The 18,401-nt window shown below is 46.6% G+C and carries 13 protein-coding genes; all 13 read left to right on the top strand.

Annotated features, from left to right (window positions below; all coding sequences use genetic code 11):
* Positions 1 to 8: 8 nt before the first annotated feature.
* The 13 genes from pilV to tnpA all read left to right on the top strand — a co-directional run bounded on the left by pilV (position 9) and on the right by tnpA (position 18,221).
* Positions 9 to 473 (top strand): type IV pilus modification protein PilV, encoded by a 465-nt coding sequence (pilV, locus tag MARGE09_RS19390; protein WP_236984792.1) that lies wholly within the window; start codon positions 9 to 11, stop codon positions 471 to 473.
* A gap of 3 nt (positions 474 to 476) precedes the next feature.
* A complete protein-coding gene (locus tag MARGE09_RS19385; RefSeq protein ID WP_236984791.1) occupies positions 477 to 1,481 on the top strand; it encodes a PilW family protein in 1,005 nt (334 codons plus the stop codon).
* Between the two features lie 3 nt (positions 1,482 to 1,484).
* Positions 1,485 to 2,099 (top strand): pilus assembly PilX family protein, encoded by a 615-nt coding sequence (locus tag MARGE09_RS19380; RefSeq protein WP_236984790.1) that lies wholly within the window; start codon positions 1,485 to 1,487, stop codon positions 2,097 to 2,099.
* Positions 2,096 to 6,928 carry a pilus assembly protein gene (locus MARGE09_RS19375; RefSeq protein WP_236984789.1) on the top strand — a complete coding sequence of 1,611 codons (4,833 nt, stop codon included), beginning with the start codon at positions 2,096 to 2,098 and terminating at the stop codon, positions 6,926 to 6,928. The genes MARGE09_RS19380 and MARGE09_RS19375 overlap by 4 nt, the downstream gene beginning before the upstream one ends.
* A complete protein-coding gene (locus MARGE09_RS19365) occupies positions 6,922 to 7,374 on the top strand; it encodes a type IV pilin protein (RefSeq protein WP_275068734.1) in 453 nt (150 codons plus the stop codon). Before MARGE09_RS19375 ends, MARGE09_RS19365 begins: the two co-directional genes overlap by 7 nt.
* Before the next feature lie 180 nt (positions 7,375 to 7,554).
* Positions 7,555 to 8,895: an autotransporter domain-containing protein gene (locus MARGE09_RS19360; protein ID WP_236984788.1), complete on the top strand. Its 1,341-nt coding sequence runs from the start codon at positions 7,555 to 7,557 to the stop codon at positions 8,893 to 8,895.
* Between the two features lie 246 nt (positions 8,896 to 9,141).
* Positions 9,142 to 10,374 (top strand): hypothetical protein, encoded by a 1,233-nt coding sequence (locus MARGE09_RS19355; RefSeq protein WP_236984787.1) that lies wholly within the window; start codon positions 9,142 to 9,144, stop codon positions 10,372 to 10,374.
* A 227-nt stretch (positions 10,375 to 10,601) separates the two neighbouring features.
* Positions 10,602 to 11,243 (top strand): hypothetical protein, encoded by a 642-nt coding sequence (locus MARGE09_RS19350; RefSeq protein ID WP_236984786.1) that lies wholly within the window; start codon positions 10,602 to 10,604, stop codon positions 11,241 to 11,243.
* 71 nt (positions 11,244 to 11,314) lie between these two features.
* The gene (locus MARGE09_RS19345; protein WP_236984785.1) at positions 11,315 to 12,646 is read left to right on the top strand and encodes an autotransporter domain-containing protein; all 1,332 of its coding nucleotides are present in this window, start codon (positions 11,315 to 11,317) and stop codon (positions 12,644 to 12,646) included.
* 462 nt (positions 12,647 to 13,108) lie between these two features.
* Entirely contained in the window at positions 13,109 to 14,464 is a 1,356-nt protein-coding gene (locus MARGE09_RS19340) for an autotransporter domain-containing protein (RefSeq protein WP_236984784.1), read from the top strand.
* A gap of 1 nt (position 14,465) precedes the next feature.
* Positions 14,466 to 16,577: a glycoside hydrolase family 6 protein gene (locus MARGE09_RS19335; RefSeq protein ID WP_236984783.1), complete on the top strand. Its 2,112-nt coding sequence runs from the start codon at positions 14,466 to 14,468 to the stop codon at positions 16,575 to 16,577.
* A 318-nt stretch (positions 16,578 to 16,895) separates the two neighbouring features.
* Positions 16,896 to 17,252, top strand: coding sequence for a hypothetical protein (locus MARGE09_RS19330; protein WP_236984782.1), 357 nt, complete (start codon positions 16,896 to 16,898; stop codon positions 17,250 to 17,252).
* 537 nt (positions 17,253 to 17,789) lie between these two features.
* Positions 17,790 to 18,221, top strand: a complete 432-nt coding sequence (tnpA, locus tag MARGE09_RS19325) for an IS200/IS605 family transposase (RefSeq protein WP_236984781.1) — start codon at positions 17,790 to 17,792, stop codon at positions 18,219 to 18,221.
* Positions 18,222 to 18,401 lie beyond the last annotated feature (180 nt).

The raw sequence follows: 18,401 nt of genomic DNA, 5'->3' as shown, positions 1-18,401 counted from the left end.
TAAATTCGATGAAAAAGCATACTCAAAATGGTGCGTCGTTACTGGAGGTAATGATAGCGTTGTTTGTATTAGCTGTTGGGCTGTTGGGTGTATTTGCGATGCAGGCCGAATCCATGAAGCTTAATCAGCAGGCTTATAGTTCATCTCAGGCGATGTTTTTGGCTAATGACGCTATAGAACGGATGCGGGTGAATATGGCGGCGCTAACTGATGAGCAGCAGTTGGAGCCTACTGTTGCGCTGGTTTTTCCAGATTTTGCTAATTGGAAGGATGAGGTTTTTGTGGAGAGGAAGCAATTGCCCGGTGGCGATAGCACCATAGAGGCGATTGAAACCGATGTCGATGAAGGCGAAGCAAAAGATATTGTTTTTAAAGTGACTATTACTTACCCCCAGCAAAATTTAGCGAATCAGCAGCTAGATCCAAGTGAGGATAGTGAAATGATTGAATACGTACTTTTTGCGAGGTTATAGTTTGTGAATACCATAAAAAGGGCGGCTTCATCGGGTTTTTCGTTAATCGAATTAATGATTGCCATGTTAATCGGCCTAATAATACTGAATGGCGTTATACAGGTGGTTATTAGCGGCAAACGCACCTACTTAGATAACCAAGCAATATCGCAAATTCAGGAAAATGCTCGTTATGCAATAGAAACACTGTCGCGCGAAATACGTGTAGCAGGGTATATCGGTTGTATGACTACTGCGAATGGGGAGCTTGACTCCGCGGGAGTAGCAACTGCGCAGCCGGGTTTCCTTGTTGACGGCAGTAATGAATTTTCGGCTTTGCAGGCTTTCAATAACGTCAATGCAGGTAATACGGGTTTACCCGATCAAATTAGAGGTTCTGTGCGCGAAGGCACGGATGTATTTATTGTGCGGCACACAGATACCAGTAGCGAGTGGGTGCTTAATAATAATCTGGCAAGCTTGGGCGGATCTATTCAGGTGGGTGCAGGCGTAGAGCCTAAAGCTGGCCAACCTATGGCGCTAGTTTCTCACGATTGTGCGACAGCCAGCCTGTTTACTGCCGGTGCCGTAGCCGACGTCGATGGTGGTTATTCAGTAACGGCAACTAATGCCAATGGCTCCTTTGGGGTGAGTGAATTTCAGAAAGGGTCGCGGTTAACGCCGCTTGTTGTTTATGCCTATTACATCGGCATATCGAGCGTAGTCGAGGATATGCCCGCGTTAATGCGAGAGGTCATTATTATGGATGGCACCACGGTATCTTCGCGCTCTGAAGAGCTGGCCGTGGGCGTGGAGGATATGCAAATCACACTTGGCAATGATGCCGCAGTATTTAGTGAGCCAGTGGGTAACGAAGTTAGCCCAATAGCTGTACGTCTAGAGCTTACGTTGCGCTCCCATAGCCGAGTGAACGGGGTAGCAGAGGGCGACGGCGAGGGTAATGGTGCTGACGACGGTTATATTCGAAAAGTTGCAACAGCAACTGTTCGCGTTAGGAATCAGGGGTAAATTATGAGGCGCTATCAGTCGGGGGCAACCTTAATTGTTGCTTTAGTTTTATTAGCCGTTGCGACTTTATTGGGGGCAGCAGGCATGCGTGGCACCAATTTAGAAATGAAAATGATCGCCAGTGCACGCGATAGAGCCATGGCTTTTGAGGCGGCCGAATCTACCCTGCGTGCAATTGAATTAAGGCTTATTAACAACCCGCCAACGCTGAACGAAATTCCTACAAGTTTTACTGCCGAGTGCGCGAATGGCAATTGTTTTAATGGTGAGTATGAAGTTGACGACCCTTATAGAACCTGCCGTATTTTTAAAGAGGATGATGTGACCGTTGCTGAGTTTTGGACCGATCCCACTAACTACGTGACCATGGCCAACGTGAAAGTGGCTGCTGGGGCCGATGAAAATGCCGATGACAAAACTATCGATACGCAATACCTCGTTGAGTTTCGATGTTTTATTCCAAAAGAACGCGGCTTAACAAGCACAATTGATGATAAAGAAGTGGGTGATGACGAATTAATTTATATGCCTCTTTATCGAATAACAGCAATAGCCAAAGGGCTGGGCGACCGTTCCGAAGTAATGACTCAAGCAATGGTTAAGGTGGACTTACAATGATCGATTCCATGCAAACAAAACTTCGTTTTATTAACGCGATCAAACATAGCGTTGTAGGGTGTTTGTTTTCCGTTTTTGTTGCGTCACTAAGCTATGCCCAAACGATGGCCCAGTACAGCACATTGCCGCGCTCGCTGGATCAAGGCGTTGCACCGCTATTAATGCTGGCAATGTCGAATGACCATCAGCTGTATTTTAAGGCTTACACCGACTACGACGATCTGGATAAGTCTGGTGGCTTAGATCTAGAAGAAACCACGTACGACAATACGCAAGATTATGCGGGCTACTTTAGCAACAAGCATTGTTACAGTTACAGCGGTGTCGATAATGCGTTTTCTATTGCGGCCTCAGCTAATAACCATTTATGTAACGGCAGTACTTGGAGCGGTAATTTCCTAAACTGGGCGACCATGACGCGCATCGATATTTTGCGCTCTATCCTTTATGGCGGCTATCGCGACCCAGCCACAGAAACGGCAAGCAATACAATATTGGAGCGTTCTTATTTACCGAACGATGCACACAGTTTTGCTAAATATTATAACAAGGCGGATATTAACCAACTTACGCCTTATACCGGCGAAATTACAATTTGTAATACCACTAAACATACGCTAGGGCAGCTCAGTGTTAATAATACAAACAAACCTTTAATGCGTATTGCCAGCGGTAACTATTCATTTTGGGCATCCGGTGAACGACACCAGTGCTTGTTGCAGGGCGAGATAACACGAGGCGACGACGGGGCCGTCGATTACACTAGCGAAACCTTGGTAGCTTATAGAAATGACCAAGGCATTGATGTTGATGCTGTACTTCAAGCTTTAAATTTTAATGCAGAGGCAAATTCTCCAACAGCTGTTATTGCCGACCTTCAGGTGCGAGTAGAAGTTTGCGCAGATAACCTATTTATCGAACAGCAAAAAAACTGTACCGCCTACAATAATGGTTATAAACCCGAGGGTCTGCTGCAAAAATACGGTATGACTGGCGATGTTGAGTGGGCATTAATGACCGGAGGCTATAGCAATAATAAAACTGGGGGGGTGTTACGTAAAAACTTTGACGATATTGCCGATCAAATTAATGACAACGGCATATTTGAAGACGGCGACACCATTTTTAAAATTTTAGATTCCTTTCGTATTAGTCATTGGAAATTTGCTCCCAATGTTGATGATACGTCTTACAACCTTAATTGCGAATGGGGGAGTTCAAGATTTTTAGATAATGCTGAAGGTGCGCTTGCCGCTACGGATCGATGCTCCGATTGGGGCAACCCTATAGGGGAAATACTAGCCGAAAGTTACCGCTATTTTGCGGGTGCAGCAGCGCCTACAGTTGATGCGACACTTGATAACGGCCACGAAGCCTTCGGGCCTGCCGGCGTTACTGTAGCCCCTTGGGTGCCAGTAACACAGCCCGAATACGCTTGCGCCAATATGAATGTATTGGGCTTAAATTCTGGTGCGCAAACATTCGATAGCGACATTGGTGATTTTCGAGAGGGTATTAAAGGTAACCCAACCTTGGCAGATATTACCAGCCGTACCAACACTGTGGGTACAGAGCAAGGCGTAGGCGGACGTTATTTTGTGGGTAACAGCGATGTTACCAATAATGATGCTTGTAGCGTAAAAGAGCTTAATGATTTGTCGGGTGCCCAAGGTGCCTGTCCCGATGCCCCGCGTAAAGAAGGCTCTTGGAATATTGCCGGCTTAGCCCGTTTTGTGTCTAAGCTAGAGGCTGACGATAATGATATTAACGCTACCCTAGAGGGCAACCAAACCATTCGCACCCACGGGGTTCAATTGTCGGCCGCGTTGCCGCAAGTGAGTTTGGGTGATGGTATTGTGATATCCCCCTATTGCGAAAACCGAGGGCGTTACGGTAGCGGCGATCACTCCGTGAAAAACATTTGCGCCCTAGTGGATTTTCGGGTCATTAGTATGGCCGCAGACAGAAGTAGTGGTACCTTTTATGTTAACTGGGAAGATAGCGAACAGGGTGGCGATTTTGACCAAGATATGCACGGCTTGATTACTTATGGCTTAGCCGCTAACAATCTAGGCCAAACAATATTAGAGATTAAAACGGAAGTCATTGGCCAGTCGACGGCTGACCGCTTAGGTTTTGGTTATGTTGTTTCCGGAGCGGGTGCAGATGGCATTTATATCCAATCTGGTATCAATGGTTTTAACAGTTATGGGTGTATTGGCCGGACTGGTGCAAGGGTTTATGAGGGGAACCAAGACCGAGGGGATCATTATACCGGCTGTGGTATTAATAATGATGATGGTAACCCTAGTGAGTATCCGATTGGTGTTATACCGCCGACGACCAAGGCTTTAGCGTCGCCTATTGAATATGCCGCCAAAGCCTCGTGCGGCAAATTTGTTAACAATAATGACCCTGGCCAGTTGGAGCAAGATCTAGAGCGCGTTATTAGCACCATTGGTCCCACTACCCCTAGTGGTGGTGGCGAGGCCGCCGCTACCGATGGCGCCGGCGGTTTGTATTTGCATACGGTGTATTACGCCAAGCGCGAATCCTCCGCCGCGGCAGAGTGTGGCGCCACCGTGACCTGGGTAGGCCAAATAGGCGCATTGTTTTTCGATGGTCAAAAGCGCTTAAGGGAAGACACTAACCTAAACAAAGTGCTAGATGGCGATGACCTTATCGTAAAAATCACATCCGATACCGATGCCGATGGTAACCCTATAGTGCTGCGGTATGGTATTGATGAAGATGAGGAGCAGGCTGTAAACGCAACGGTTGATGATATTAATTATATTTGGTCCACAACCGATACGCTAAATGCCAAGCTGCCAAGTGAGCGTAATATTTACACCAGTCAACTAAAGGCACTACCTGCCGATGGCAATACCGACCTAGTATCGTCAACAACCGCCGATACGGTGCGTTTTGAGGAGCAGGCCTTTACGGGGGACCTGAGTAAACTGTTGACGGATGAAGCCCCCGATAAGTTAATTAGCTATATTCAGGGAAAGGAGTATCCTGACCACCCTAAGGAGAATCCCGATGATCCTGTCTACCGCTCGCGAACCTTGGTGGAAAAAACTTACTTGCTGGGTGACATTTTAACCAGCCCAGTAATTCAGGGAGTGCCAGATTACACCTACTGGTCCGAGTTTAATGACGGCACATACCGAGACTATCAAGATTTTTATAAAAACAAGCGTAAGGTGGTTTATGTTGCTAGCAACAATGGCATGATTCACGCGCTAAATGCGGGCGCCCCGTCGGGCAATGGTTTTACTGCTGGTGCAGAAGGAAGCTTTTTAGGGGAAGAGCTTTGGAGCTATATCCCTTTTAACCTTTTGCCCCATTTAAAATGGTTGGCCGATACTAATTATCAGCATGTGCCTTATTTTGATGGTTATATGCGCACCTTCGACATTAAGGCTTTTACTCCTGATGCGGTCCATGTTGGGGGTTGGGGTACAGTGTTAGTGGTAGGTACTGGTATGGGCGGCGGTAAATACCCAGTAGACCTTGATGGCGACGACGTAGTGGATATCACCACCCGCCCAGCCTACGTGGTGTTAGATATTACCGACCGTTATGCGTCCGAGCCTAAAGTCATTGCCGAAATATCTCACGAACAGCTAGGTTTTACCACCGGCGAGCCAGATGTGATTAGGGTAGAAGAGGGCGGTGAAAGTGGCTGGTATTTGGTATTTGGCTCTGGCCCGCGCGGTTACGACCAATTAACCGATCGCACGGCGCAGTTAAATTACCAAATCGAAGATTTGCCGGCTAATAACCCTTTAGTTGTGGCGGATGCCACCATAGAAAAACCCCGATTATTTACTATGAAGTTCAATGCCGGTATTGCCGCAGGGGCCGCGTTTGCACCGCCAACCTTGCAAACGCCTACGCGTATTACCATTTTGGACGATAACGCTTTTATCGGCGCCATCAACGGCATGGATTGGGACAGAGACTTTAGAGATGATGCAATTTACTTTGGCACCGTCGCCGGTACACAAGCTAACCCCACTGGCGAGTTGGTACGTGCGGCCGTCACTTTTACCGGCGGCGAGCTAAGCCTTACATCTTCAGTAATGTTTGCTGCAGGTAAGCCCATAGTCTCCCGCCCAACAACGGTGATTAACAATAAGGTGTATTGGGTTTTTGCTGGTACAGGCCGCTACTTTGCACGTAGCGATGCCGATGAGGTGAATAGTGATAATATTTATATCGGTCTAAAAGAGGATGAAAACGTCGTTGTTCCCAATGCGGCCTTACCCACGTTTACCGAGGCTACCCTTGTGCCTACCACAGGTATAAGGGTGAGTACGCAAGGGGATATTGCTAACGCGCCAACTGTGAATAACCAAGCCCTAACCCATATTGACGGTTTAAGAGCCTATATTCGTGAGGACGAGAACATTAATGGCTGGATTAGAACCTTTAGGCCCAATGAGCGCCAGCACACTATTACGGGCTATTTGGCCTCAACACTTTATGTTTCAACAACTATTCCCTCGGCGGCGGAAACCAGCTGTGATGTCAATGGTGATTTAGGTTACGTGTACCTATTTGATATGCGCTCTGGCGTGTATTCCCCTTACGTCAGCAAAGCGCATACTGCGAGCACCGACTTTTCGCTGAACAATAATACTAAAACGGTAGATGAAGTTATCCTACCTATTGTAATCGAAGGTGGTGGGGTGGATATTAACGACCCCGCAAATCTAATTGCCGTGGGTTCTAAGTCTGAAACAATAGAGCTTCCGAAGTTGGACTTTAATATTCCATCACAAAGACATTCCTGGCGTGAGGTAACAATTCCGTGGTAGTAGGCATAAACAATAAAGTAAGGGCTGGCTATAATTTCGGTAGTCGCGGTTTTACGCTAATAGAGGTGATGATCGTTGTGGTGATTATCGCCATATTGGCAGCCATAGCGCTACCTTCGTACCAGGACTATATAGAACGTAGCCGCCGGGTGGATGCCAGAGAAACTTTAACGCGAATAGCCACACTGCAGGAGCGGCATTTTTTTCAAGACTCTACCTATTCGGCAACGCTTGATGGAATGGGTGGCGCAGCGTCCCCTGAAGGTTGGTACAACATCACCCTTGAGGATTGCGATGCAGAGCCTTGTAGTACGTTTACCATTACTGCAACGGCAGTTGGCGCCCAGTTACGCGACGAGGACTGCCGCACTTTTTCGATTGATCAAACTCTGCGGCAAACTGCCGAAAGTGAGGGCGGGGCCGATACCACCGATATATGCTGGTAGCCCAAAAAAGCCGCGCTATTGCGCGGCTTTTTTGTATTACTATTGTGCAGCCTGAAAAGCTATTTATATGGTGCGCGCTTTTTATACTGTTAACAGGTATACATTTTGGTTAAACTGCAGCCCATTTATTAAAAAGTCTTCATGACTATTCGCCAAGTAACACTTTAATAGGGTTGGTAAATGTATAGCTTCTGTAAAGGTATTCTACCCCGTTTGTTGTCAATTTTTGTGGGGCTAGTCGTTGCCAGCACCTGCTTAGCCGCGCCTACAGCCAACCCCGATAATGTGGTGGCCTTAAAGAACGAAGTGGTTACTCTTAACGTACTCGCGAATGATACTGGTGAGGGGGTGTTATTACTTGGCGCCTTGGGTTCTTCATCAAATATTTTTATTGATTTTAGTGTTGATGGAATGCTTGAAATAAAACCCTTCGAAGACTTTGTTGGTAGGGTCACATTTGTCTATTCTGTCGTTGATGATTCTTTGGAGTTGGATCGAGGTCTGGTTACCATCGATTTTATCGACCCCGAATCCGAATCCGCGTTGGATAGCTCCAGTCTTGATGATGTAGCGCCCATTAACCAGTTAATGTATTCAGCCGCCGCTGCCCTTGATGGCCATAGCCGTTCTATTAGTCAATTCCTTAAACTGCGCCAAGCGGGCAGTACTATTGGTGGCGATTTAGCCTATTGGACTGCGCCGCAAGGTGGCGCAGCCGGTGACGATACCTTGCCTTTAGGCGGCGTGTTTGTCAGTTTAAATCGCCAAAGTATAGATTCTAAATTGGGTGGCGAAGTAGGCGCCGATGTTGCAGGGGCAACCCTAGGTGCCGATTTTAATATCAATAGCCAGTGGTTAGTCGGCGGCGCTTTGGGCTACAGCGATGGGGAGCAAGCATCCACGGCTAATAGCGCTGGCGATGCGTGGAATATGGACGAAAAATCCTTATTGGCCTTCACAAGCTTGCGCGCTGGCCGTTGGTTAGGTGAAATGCAAATGGGCTACAGCACGGCAGAGTTCGATACCGCCAAGGCACTGGCGGTAGATGCCGATGCGCAGTTTGCTTTAATTAAAGGCGAGTATGCATTGACCGGGCAGGCTTGGCAGATAATGCCCGGTGCCAGCCTAAAATATCGCCGCAATACCGTGGATAGCTTTAGCGCGAGCAACGAAAGCGGTGCCATCTACTATGACGACCACAGCAAAAGCCACCTGAGTGGCGTACTCAGCCTTTACGGTAACTACGCGTTTAACTTTAATTGGGGCGTATTAATGCCGCAGTTAACTTTGGCATCGGATTACTGTATCGATAGCAAGCAAAGCGGGCAGGGCGTGAATTTTGATGGCCAGTGGTCATTGCTAATCCCCGCTACCGAGGATAAACACCAGCTAAGCATCGATATTGGCTTGGGCGCCATGTTTATGCATGGATTTTCGGGCTTTATTAACTACCACCAAATAAGCCAATACGATGCGTACGATCAAAGTGGCTGGAGCCTAGGCGGGCGCTGGGAGTTTTAACCAGCCGGCAAGCATCATATTTTTAAAAAGCGCAGCACCTCAGGAGCTGCGCTTTTTTTATCCTAGAAACCGCAGTTGAGAGCCAAAATAGACTTTGATGGTTCAACTGCGGTTTTTAGGTTTATGGGCTAAAGCCAGCGAGTTTAACGGCGCTGGCCATCAGTAACATCCAACGCTAAAATGCCCATCGTATTATTCAATCGCTTCTCATTAGCCAGAAGCATCCCATCGAAAAGGAGATTCACCATGCTGGACACCAGTAGCCCCAAAACCATCCGCCGCGAAATCATTATTGCAGGTAAAAGCGCCGGCAAGCCCGTTAGCATTACCCCAACAGCCGAGCCTGTATACCATGAAATGGTCAAGCTTGCCCGCCGAGGTAACTATTGGGCGGGTCTGTGTGTTAACGGTGTTCATTCTTTGGTCAATGGCCGCTTGCATCAAAACAATATTTTTGTAAAACCCGGCCCCGCATTGCGCAATGGGCATGAAGAATTTGTGATGATACTGCCGGGCTGTAAGGTCACCGTAGAAAAGCTGGCTAATGATGGTTTTAAGGTTTTGGACTTTAAAGCGGACCTAGATTATTTTGAGTTGCAAAAACGTGGCGATGCGCCAGGGCTTTATCGGGCAGATAAAAGAGGGGTGAGTTGGGACGCTGATTTTGTAAAGTCTGGTCTAACTCTTGCCAAAGAAAATAGGCTTGTGGCAATCGGTGATGCCAATCACGATGAGCCAAAAACTGCTGCGGGCGAAATTGCACCGCGTTTAGCTAACTCGCCTATATCTGGCGGCGCGACTTATGTCGATTCCGGAGGTTTTGATTTCCACTACACCCCTAACCTCGGCAGTTTAGGTGGCCTTAAAAATTATCAGCAAGCAATTAAGCCAAATAACAATAAGGATCTTTATGGTTCGGCATTGTTGTTAGCTAAAACTATGCATGACGCCCGTAAGGTGAATGGCGTGCGCTGGATTAGTGAATTTGGTGGTTCGGCGGTGTTAACTCAGGCAATGACGATTTTAGCCGCGCAAGGCGTAAAGCTTGATAATCATTATGTGTTTTTATATCGCCCCACAAGCGCGCCCCATAAAGCGTTGGAGGCTGCGCATGCGGTGGGTTTAAAGCTTGACCGTAAATTCAGTAGTGCCCATATGTTTGATGTTGTGGCAAATCAAGGACAATTACGTGTGATTTTAGATCGTTTAAAGCATGAAAGCGACTACAGCGCGTTTAAAGCTGGAGCGGATATTATTGCTCAAGGTAAGAGTATTCAGGGCTTAGGAGCAACTTTGGCGACTGTTGCTGGTGGAGTGGGTGTAAGTATGGTGGCCCCTGCTGCTGCATTACCGTTTTTAACCGCATTAGGTGCCGCGGCTGCCGCAGCCGGAAAAGTATTAGGTGGTGCGGCGGTCGGGGCAAAAGTCGTCGAGGCTAAAATGCCCGCTTTTTATGACCGAGTGAAGAGTAAGTTTTAATGCGAAATTATTTAAAGTACTCCAGCCTAAAATTACGCTCCCGCAAAGGCCCGTGCGATATGCAAGGGCCAAACTTTGCTTGGGCGCAAAACCTAACGTTAACCTTAGGTGATAATACTATCGCGTTCAAGGCACCGAGACACTCTCCCAAGAATGCGTATAGTGGGCAAGTTCGACATATAGATAAGAATAATGATTTAGTTTGCAGGTCAGTATCTGAAAGTCGAATGCCTAACCAAAACTGGTTGGAATTACTGACTCTTGCAAGAGAGTGGGCTTTTTATGGTCCGTGGTTTATTGGTGGGGTTTCTCAATTACAATGTGCCGCAGTAGTAATTACACGCAATTATGAAAAAGCCGACGCTAAAAATGTACCTGAGTCGTTATTTCACCCGCGCGCTTTTGAGTATGAGTTGTGTAAATACCTAACCGATTATTACGGGCACAAACACGATAACAATAAAGCCGATTGGTTAGCACCTGCTAATTGGAAGTCTCTAAAAAGTTTATCGGTTTTCGGCGCCCGCTTTGATGTTGCGCCATTTCATATGCCTAACACGCGTGACCATCATATTGTCGTACCTATTACCGATAAACATATGTTGCGTTTTTCTTTTACGTTTGGTTCATGGGTTCAAGCGACTAACATTAGAAACGGTCAATGCGAGTTTGCGCACGTTGGACAAGAGCGTTTTCGCATTGATAACACTCCAGTATTAGAACTTATGGAAAGCATTATTCAATCTATTACCATCACACTCTCTGATAAAAACCAACAAGCCTACGATAAAGTTAAAGCCGAAAACCCCGACTTGAAAATGGCAGTCAGTGAAACCTTGGCACCGTTGCAGTGGCCGGCAGAAAGTTAAATGCGAGTTTTAAATGGAGGGGTACAGCTTGCCTTTCATGATTCAAACGATTCATCAATAAGGATTGTTAGGTGAAAATATTCAGTGGTTACCTTTTAATACAAGTAATGGCGTTTTTTATTCTGCTGTTGACGGCGCGGAATGTGCTGGCCGCACCTACAACCAACCCCGACAATGTGGTGGCCTTAAAGAACGAAGTGGTTACTCTTAACGTGCTCGCGAATGATACGGGTGAGGGGGTGCTATTACTCGGTGCTTTGGGACCGTCGTCTAATGTTTTTAGAGATTTTAGTGTGAATGGGGATCTCGAAATAAAGCCGCATGAGGACTTTGTTGGCACGGTTTCATTTTACTACCTAGTGGTCGATGATTCGCGGGAATCCTCCCGCGGTGATGTCACCATTGAGTTTATCGACCCCGAGTCCGATGCGGCGTTGGATAGCCCTAGCCTTGATAATGTCGCGCCCATTAAGCAGTTTATGTATTCAACCGCCGCTGCCCTTGATGGCCATAGTTACTCGATTAGTCAATTCTTAACCTTACGTAATTCGGAGCATCGCATATTGCGCAATATGGCTTATTGGCGCCCAAGGCAGGGCGGTGCTGCGGGAGACAGTCGTGGGGTGAAGGCGGGTGTTTTTGTTAGCCTAAAACGGCAAGGCTTGGAATCTAAAAAAGTACCAGGCTTGGAAGCTGATATTACTGGTGCAACACTCGGTTTTGATTATACAGTTAATGAGTATTGGTTTATGGGTAGTGCGCTTGGCTATAGTGATGGTGAGCAGCGCGCCGGTGGTGAGAATACTGCGCGCCCAGATTATGATATGGCAAAAAAAACATTTATTGCATTTGTGGGGTTTAACTCGGATGCTTGGCAGGCAGACGCGCAAATCGGTTACAGTGCAGCGAAGTTTGATGACAATAACTGTGCAAGTGCGAAAAGCTGCCAGCAAGCCATATTGGAATTTGATAGTCAGTATGCACTACTTAATGGTTATTATTTATGGCAGACCAATGGTTGGCGAGTAACGCCCGGGCTTGCGCTTAAATATCAATCACAACAACTCGACCAGCAAAGCGCGCAATCGCTCGTAACCCTTGATGCAACTATTCGCCAACGAGAAACGAAAATGCTGTTTTCTCTTGCTGTAGATAAAAGCTTTAACTTTGATTGGGGTATTGTACTACCGCGTATTATGGCAACGTACAATCAGCAATTAAGTAGTAATGATAAGCTTGCGAACCTATCCGCCACGACAGAAAAGCAAAGTGCCAATATTGATATCGGCAGCTCTATTATTTGGCCGAATGGCCTAGCAGGCTTTATTAATGCGCGTACCTTAGTCGCGAGTGATCAATATCGATCTGTGAGTTGGGAGCTTGGGCTGCGCAAGGCGTTTTGATTGCTGTTTGGGGGTGTGAATGTTAGTCATATTTTACTACAGGGCGCCTCTAAATAACGGGTACAATTTGGTTGCTCAGCAAATTGCTGCCCCGCCCAAAAAAATGCATGAATCACTTAGTGCTACAGTGGGGCTGTTGTAGCGCTTTTGAGTCAGTACTTTTGTGAGGAAAAGCACTTTTTGGTGGAGCTTTGGCATTGCCGGGATCTAGCCAATAAGTATAAAGTGCGCACTCAAAATCTATAATTGCCTGCGCTAATCGGTTAAGAGGTTCCTAAACTAAGCCCGTCACGACAATAATTGTGCCTGAACTTAGTATTACAGACGGTGGTTTCTTCGAAATTATCGCTCGGGTTATGGTAAACCTAAAGATTTAAGATTTTTATTCTTTATGCTTTTTTAGAGACGGTATCTATGCTGTCAGCTCTCTCGTTTTTACGTTGTTATTAAATGGACGTTTTTATGTTATTGCTCAATAGGGCGCGTTTTGCGCTTGCTTCAACTGCATTTTTACTTACAACCCCTGCCTTTGCGGCCATCAATGCCGCAGATGATTATCGCCAAGTGCCGCAAGACACGGCCGTGGTAATAGATGTGCTTTTTAACGATTCCACCGACCAAGATGGTTTAACCATTGTTGGGAATACGGCGGCCACCCATGGTGCTGTAACGCAGGCAGAGGGCGGTGGTTTACGCTACCAGCCAAACGATGGCTTTTATGGCGCCGATAGTTTTACCTACACCATCGAAAATAGTGCCGGCGAGCGCGATACGGCGCAGGTAATTATTACAGTGGTTGCCGAGGAAGGTGTTGTCGAGGCTGCCAGTATTGCGCAAGCGGCGCCCAAGGCTGCAAACAATGTCATGCGCAGCCACCGCGATGCGGTTTCGTTATTTTTAGATGGCGGCAGTTATGCATCACTTAATGAAAAAGAAGTCGCGCGATTAAACGGCACATTGGGCGGTGCGGCAGGGGATGGCGATTTTGCTTTCGGCGGGATCTTCGCTAGCGTAAATATGCGCAGCGGCGAGCAGGATGCTGGCGATATGAATAACGGCGAATTGCAAAGCGGTTACAAAGATAACTTAAATGGCGCCACCATCGGCGCCGATGTTTTATGGCGCGAAAACTGGGTGGCCGGTGCCGCCCTAGGTTTTTCGAACAGCTCGGTTGAATTTGCGGGTACCGGCAGCGACGGTAAAGGCAATGGCGACTTTGATATGTCTGATGTGAGTATTTTGGGTTTTGCCAGCTACCGCGACGATGCCTTTAATGTGCAAGCGCAGTTGGGCTACTCCAGTTTAGATTACAGCTTTGAATACGCCGATAGCGCGGGTAATAACCGCTTTGCCTTTGTTAAAGGGCAATACACCTTCCGTAAAGGCGGTTGGCAATTTATTCCGGGTTTATCGCTTAATTACCAAAGCCAGTTTGTTGAGGCTTATATCGAAGAAAAGTCCAGCGCTAACCCCACACCTAGCAGCTTCAGTAGCCAAAAAACACGCTTATTACAAAGCGGTTTAAGTTTACACATAGACCGAGCCATTAATTTTAATTGGGGCGTATTTTTACCACGTTTTGCCATTACTGCAGAGCAAGTCATTAATTCTGGCCAACGCGGTATTAACGGCTATTCCGGCGGGCAAGCGTTTGAATTAACTGCGAGTGAAATCGATAAAAACCACATGCTAGTGGATGCCGGCGCATCGTTAGTATTACCGCGTGGTTGGGCGGTATTTTTTAACGTACAAAGTTTATTGCAGCAAGAAAACTACAGCAGCAATACCGTGCAATTAGGCTTTAGGAAGGAGCTATAAAATGGGCGCATTAATCAAAAATATATTACCTTTAGCGGCTGCGCTTTTTCTTTTAAGCGCTTGTAATGATAATCAAACAGCGCAAAAAGTGGGCTGCTCAAGCAGTGATGGAGAATATTTACAGGTGGGCTTCGAGGGAACTTCCGATACATGCGATGCCCGTATTTATGTAAAGAAACAAGAGTACGCCGATAGCGGTGTGATGGCGCGTTTGGATGCGTACACTCTGGATGATCGAGAAATATCAATTACTTGGACGCAGGTTGATGGACCTGAAGCTTTAATCATCGATCGCCAAGCATTGAATGCACAGGTGGTGGTGCCATATGTGGATGAGGTTCAGACGCTTACTTTTGAGGTTTCCATTAGTGATGGTTTGTTAACCTCAACGGGAGGCCAAGTGGTTACCGTTTTGCCGCTAACTCAGGTGTTTCGGCCAGTCTCTACGCTGCTAAACACGGGGAGCACGAGTATTCAATTGACGGTGAAAGGTCTTACTAATGGTACGGCAGTGTCGGTTAGGCCTTTAGGCGGTACTGCGGTTGCGGGTGTTGATTATCGTTTAAATGAACAAATAGCGCTTGAGGTGAATGACAATCTGTTGAATGTCCCAATTACGGTGCTTCAATCTGGAGAGGATCTAAGTCGTTATTTACATTTAGAGTTTTCTTCAAACGGTAAAACTGAAACCTTAACGTTTGTTATTGCGAGTGAAGTATTAGCTGGGGCTTCTAGCGCAGTTTCCGTGAGCTCCTCATCTGTTGGGGTTAACATTCCGTCATCTTTAGCGATATCGTCTTCGTCATCATCTTCGGTGACATCCTCAAGCGAGCAAAGTGCTATTCCATTGCGTTTTGAGGATGCCTGTAATGGTGTTTTCCCGAGTGATGGTGTTTTCCCTGCGCGTGTTGATAACCCTTATGTTGGGGCTGATTTATATGTGGACCCGAATTTTGAAAGTCGTGTTGAATCGACGCGGGTAGATATTGGTGATCCTCAGTTAGCTGCAGCCATGGAGCTTGTGAAAACGCAATCGACATCAATTTGGGTAGCAGATGTTGAGAAGCCCTGCGGCGTAGAAGGCGGTGGCCAATTTAACTTGGTTGATCATATTGTTAGTGCTTTAGGGGTAACGCATGAAGCGCCGATGACCATGACTTTGACGATCTATAACATCCCAGGTCGTGAATTTGGTAGTCGCGCAGGCGGGGCCGGTGATTTTGATTTGAGCGCGCAGGGAGAGTTAGGTTACAGGAAATTTATTGATACCGTCGCGGCACTGATGGCGTCGGCACCAGAGATTCGATTTGTTGTGCTGTTAGAACCACATACCTTGGCCAAACTTGCTGATCAAGCAGTAAGTCGCAATCCGGCTTCAGATAGCGCGCCCGCCGTATTTGAGCAGTATTATAAGGATAATCTGGCCTACGCCATTGGACGGCTTTCGCAAGGCTCAAATATTTATACTTATTTAGATGTTTCAACGCCAGAGTGGGTTGATTCTATAAGTAAAAAAGCTGCTTTGATGAATGTAGCTAATGAAGTCTTAGAGCTTGCTGGTCAATTCGGTGGAGCAGTTGAACCACAGGTTGAGGGTTTTGTTGCTAATACGCTAAATTATATTGCGTATGAAGAACCATTTATTGATGATGTCTACCGGAGCGAAGTTTCTAGGCTTTCTATAGTTGGCTATATTGATTCCTTAAGGAATGAGGCGGCCGTTTTCCCTTCCTTACCGACATCTTTTATTGTCGACTCTTCTAGAAACGGTTGGGGTCGGCCTGATCGACCTAGCGAAATTGGTTATGGCAAAGAATACTTATTAGATAATCGCGGTTCGCAGAACTCTTGGTGTAATCTAAAAATGGCGGGTATGGGACAATTCCCCACTGCAAGTCCTGATATGGATCGAAGTTATATTCAGGCATTTTACTGGTTTAAACCACCAGGCGAATCTGACGGTGACGAAATGGAGGATGAGTATTATGGCTGCGCTTCCGAAGCTGCAATGCCAGCTCCCCCTTCTGGCGGGCAGTGGTTTGAAGCACACTTTATACAGTTGATTAATTATGCGTGGCCTCGTTTGCTTAGCCCAATTAATGATGAGACTTAAGGGTGTCTCTAAAAATACACTTTGTCCGCGATAGCGGCTTACAGGTTTTGGCTCCTCGATATTTTGCAAAACCTGTTCTGGTCAACAAATCCGGACACATTTCATTCATAAAGTATCGGTGTCCGGTCGATACGGCTAAAGCGCTGTTAAAACTGTACTTGAGCCGCAGGCTGCTGTTCGCTAACTCAGAAAACGCTTAGAGATCGATATTTTAATGGGATTTTATTACGCATTATATAATGCGCATGTGACCACCCAAAATTAACTGAGAAACGGCTTTAAAGTGTAACGCTTAAGCCAAATAGTTTAGAAAAAACCATGAAACCACTTAACATTGTCGCCAGCCGGGGCCGGAAATCTTTATTTTTCAACCCTGACGAGAATGTCATAACCATGATTCAACGCCGCGCCGATTCAGTAACCGAAACCCTCACCGATAATACTGTTATGAGTGACCTCTTCGGCCCCATTAAAAATGCATTAGCCAAAGTCCGCTTTTCCGATAATATTTTTCAGTCGCTGTCGATGGAAAGTTTTATGCTCTTTGGCGCAATAAGGCAATTCACACAAAGTGCCACGGTCAGGGACCACATTCAACAATTATGGAATCGCGACCCGTCAGCGTCGCGCGTGCCTCTAGCGCGCTCAACGTGGTCTGCAGCGCGAAGATATTGAGCACGAAAATGAGGAGTGCGACGATGATGCATGGGATATTGAATTCGGTGAAAAAAATATCAGTGATTATATTTACCCGGATGCATACCGCGCTTTTTATACGCAGCTCTCACGTATTACACGCCTTTAAAATACAGCTTTCGCCATAAACCTAAAAACCGCAGTTAGCCCCACCAAAGTATGCATTTAGTGTCCAAGAGAGTAGTCGCGGATTCTTAAAGTTTATACAGGCAGAAGTGGTGGGCTAGTTGTGTTGCCCGCACCGTTTTGAGCAAGAATTTTTTCCATAATAATCGCAATAATCTGTGCCCATCGTTTTTTGGCGGTCAACTGCGGCGTAGTTAATTTAAGGCTTTGAATAATCGCCCTTAACCCATGATAAATACCAACCAGCTTGGCAGAGTGCCCGTGCAGACTGGTGAGCTTTAATTAATCATTAGGTAAACCCCCAGCTCTGCTGGGGTGACTCCCATAGGTTCTACCTATACCGCGGTACAGGTAGTCTCTGATCTCGACCAAAAGATAAGAGATAAACCTATGCGAGACCCGAAGAGTTTGGCCCATACGAGATGGGATTGTAAGTACCATGTTGTGTTTATTCTGAAGAAGAGGCGCAAGCTGTTATTTGGATCGTTACGACACCACTTGGGAGATATTTTTCATGAATTGGCGCGCCAGAAGGGTGTGGTTATCGAGGAGGGTCATGTGATGCCTGACCATGTCCACATGTGCTTGAGTATTCCGCCGAAAATGTCAGTATCAAGTGCCGTTGGTTTTATAAAAGGAAAAAGCGCAATTTCAATAGCGAGGCGCTTTAAGGGTAAGCAGCGTAACTTTAATGGAGAGGCATTTTGGGCTAGAGGCTATTATGTGTCGACGGTAGGTCTTGATGAAATGATGGTGCGGGAATACATAAGAAACCAAGAGAAAAATGATATCCATCGGGATCAGTTGAATCTCGAGGTATAGCGCCTTGGGCGCTTAATTTGAGCCCTTCGAGGGCGTCATCCAATAAGCCTCCGGCTTTGCCGGAGGTCAGTTAACTTTTTTTGGCCTGCACTCGAGACCAGCCTGCCTATGCTACTTAATAATAAAGGCCTGCTTGTGATGGCTTCATGATGCTTGTCTGGAAAGGCGAGCCGACTATAG

It is taken from the genome of Marinagarivorans cellulosilyticus (assembly GCF_021655555.1).
GTDB lineage: Bacteria > Pseudomonadota > Gammaproteobacteria > Pseudomonadales > Cellvibrionaceae > Marinagarivorans > Marinagarivorans cellulosilyticus.
This window is presented reverse-complemented; position numbering and strand designations above follow the sequence as displayed.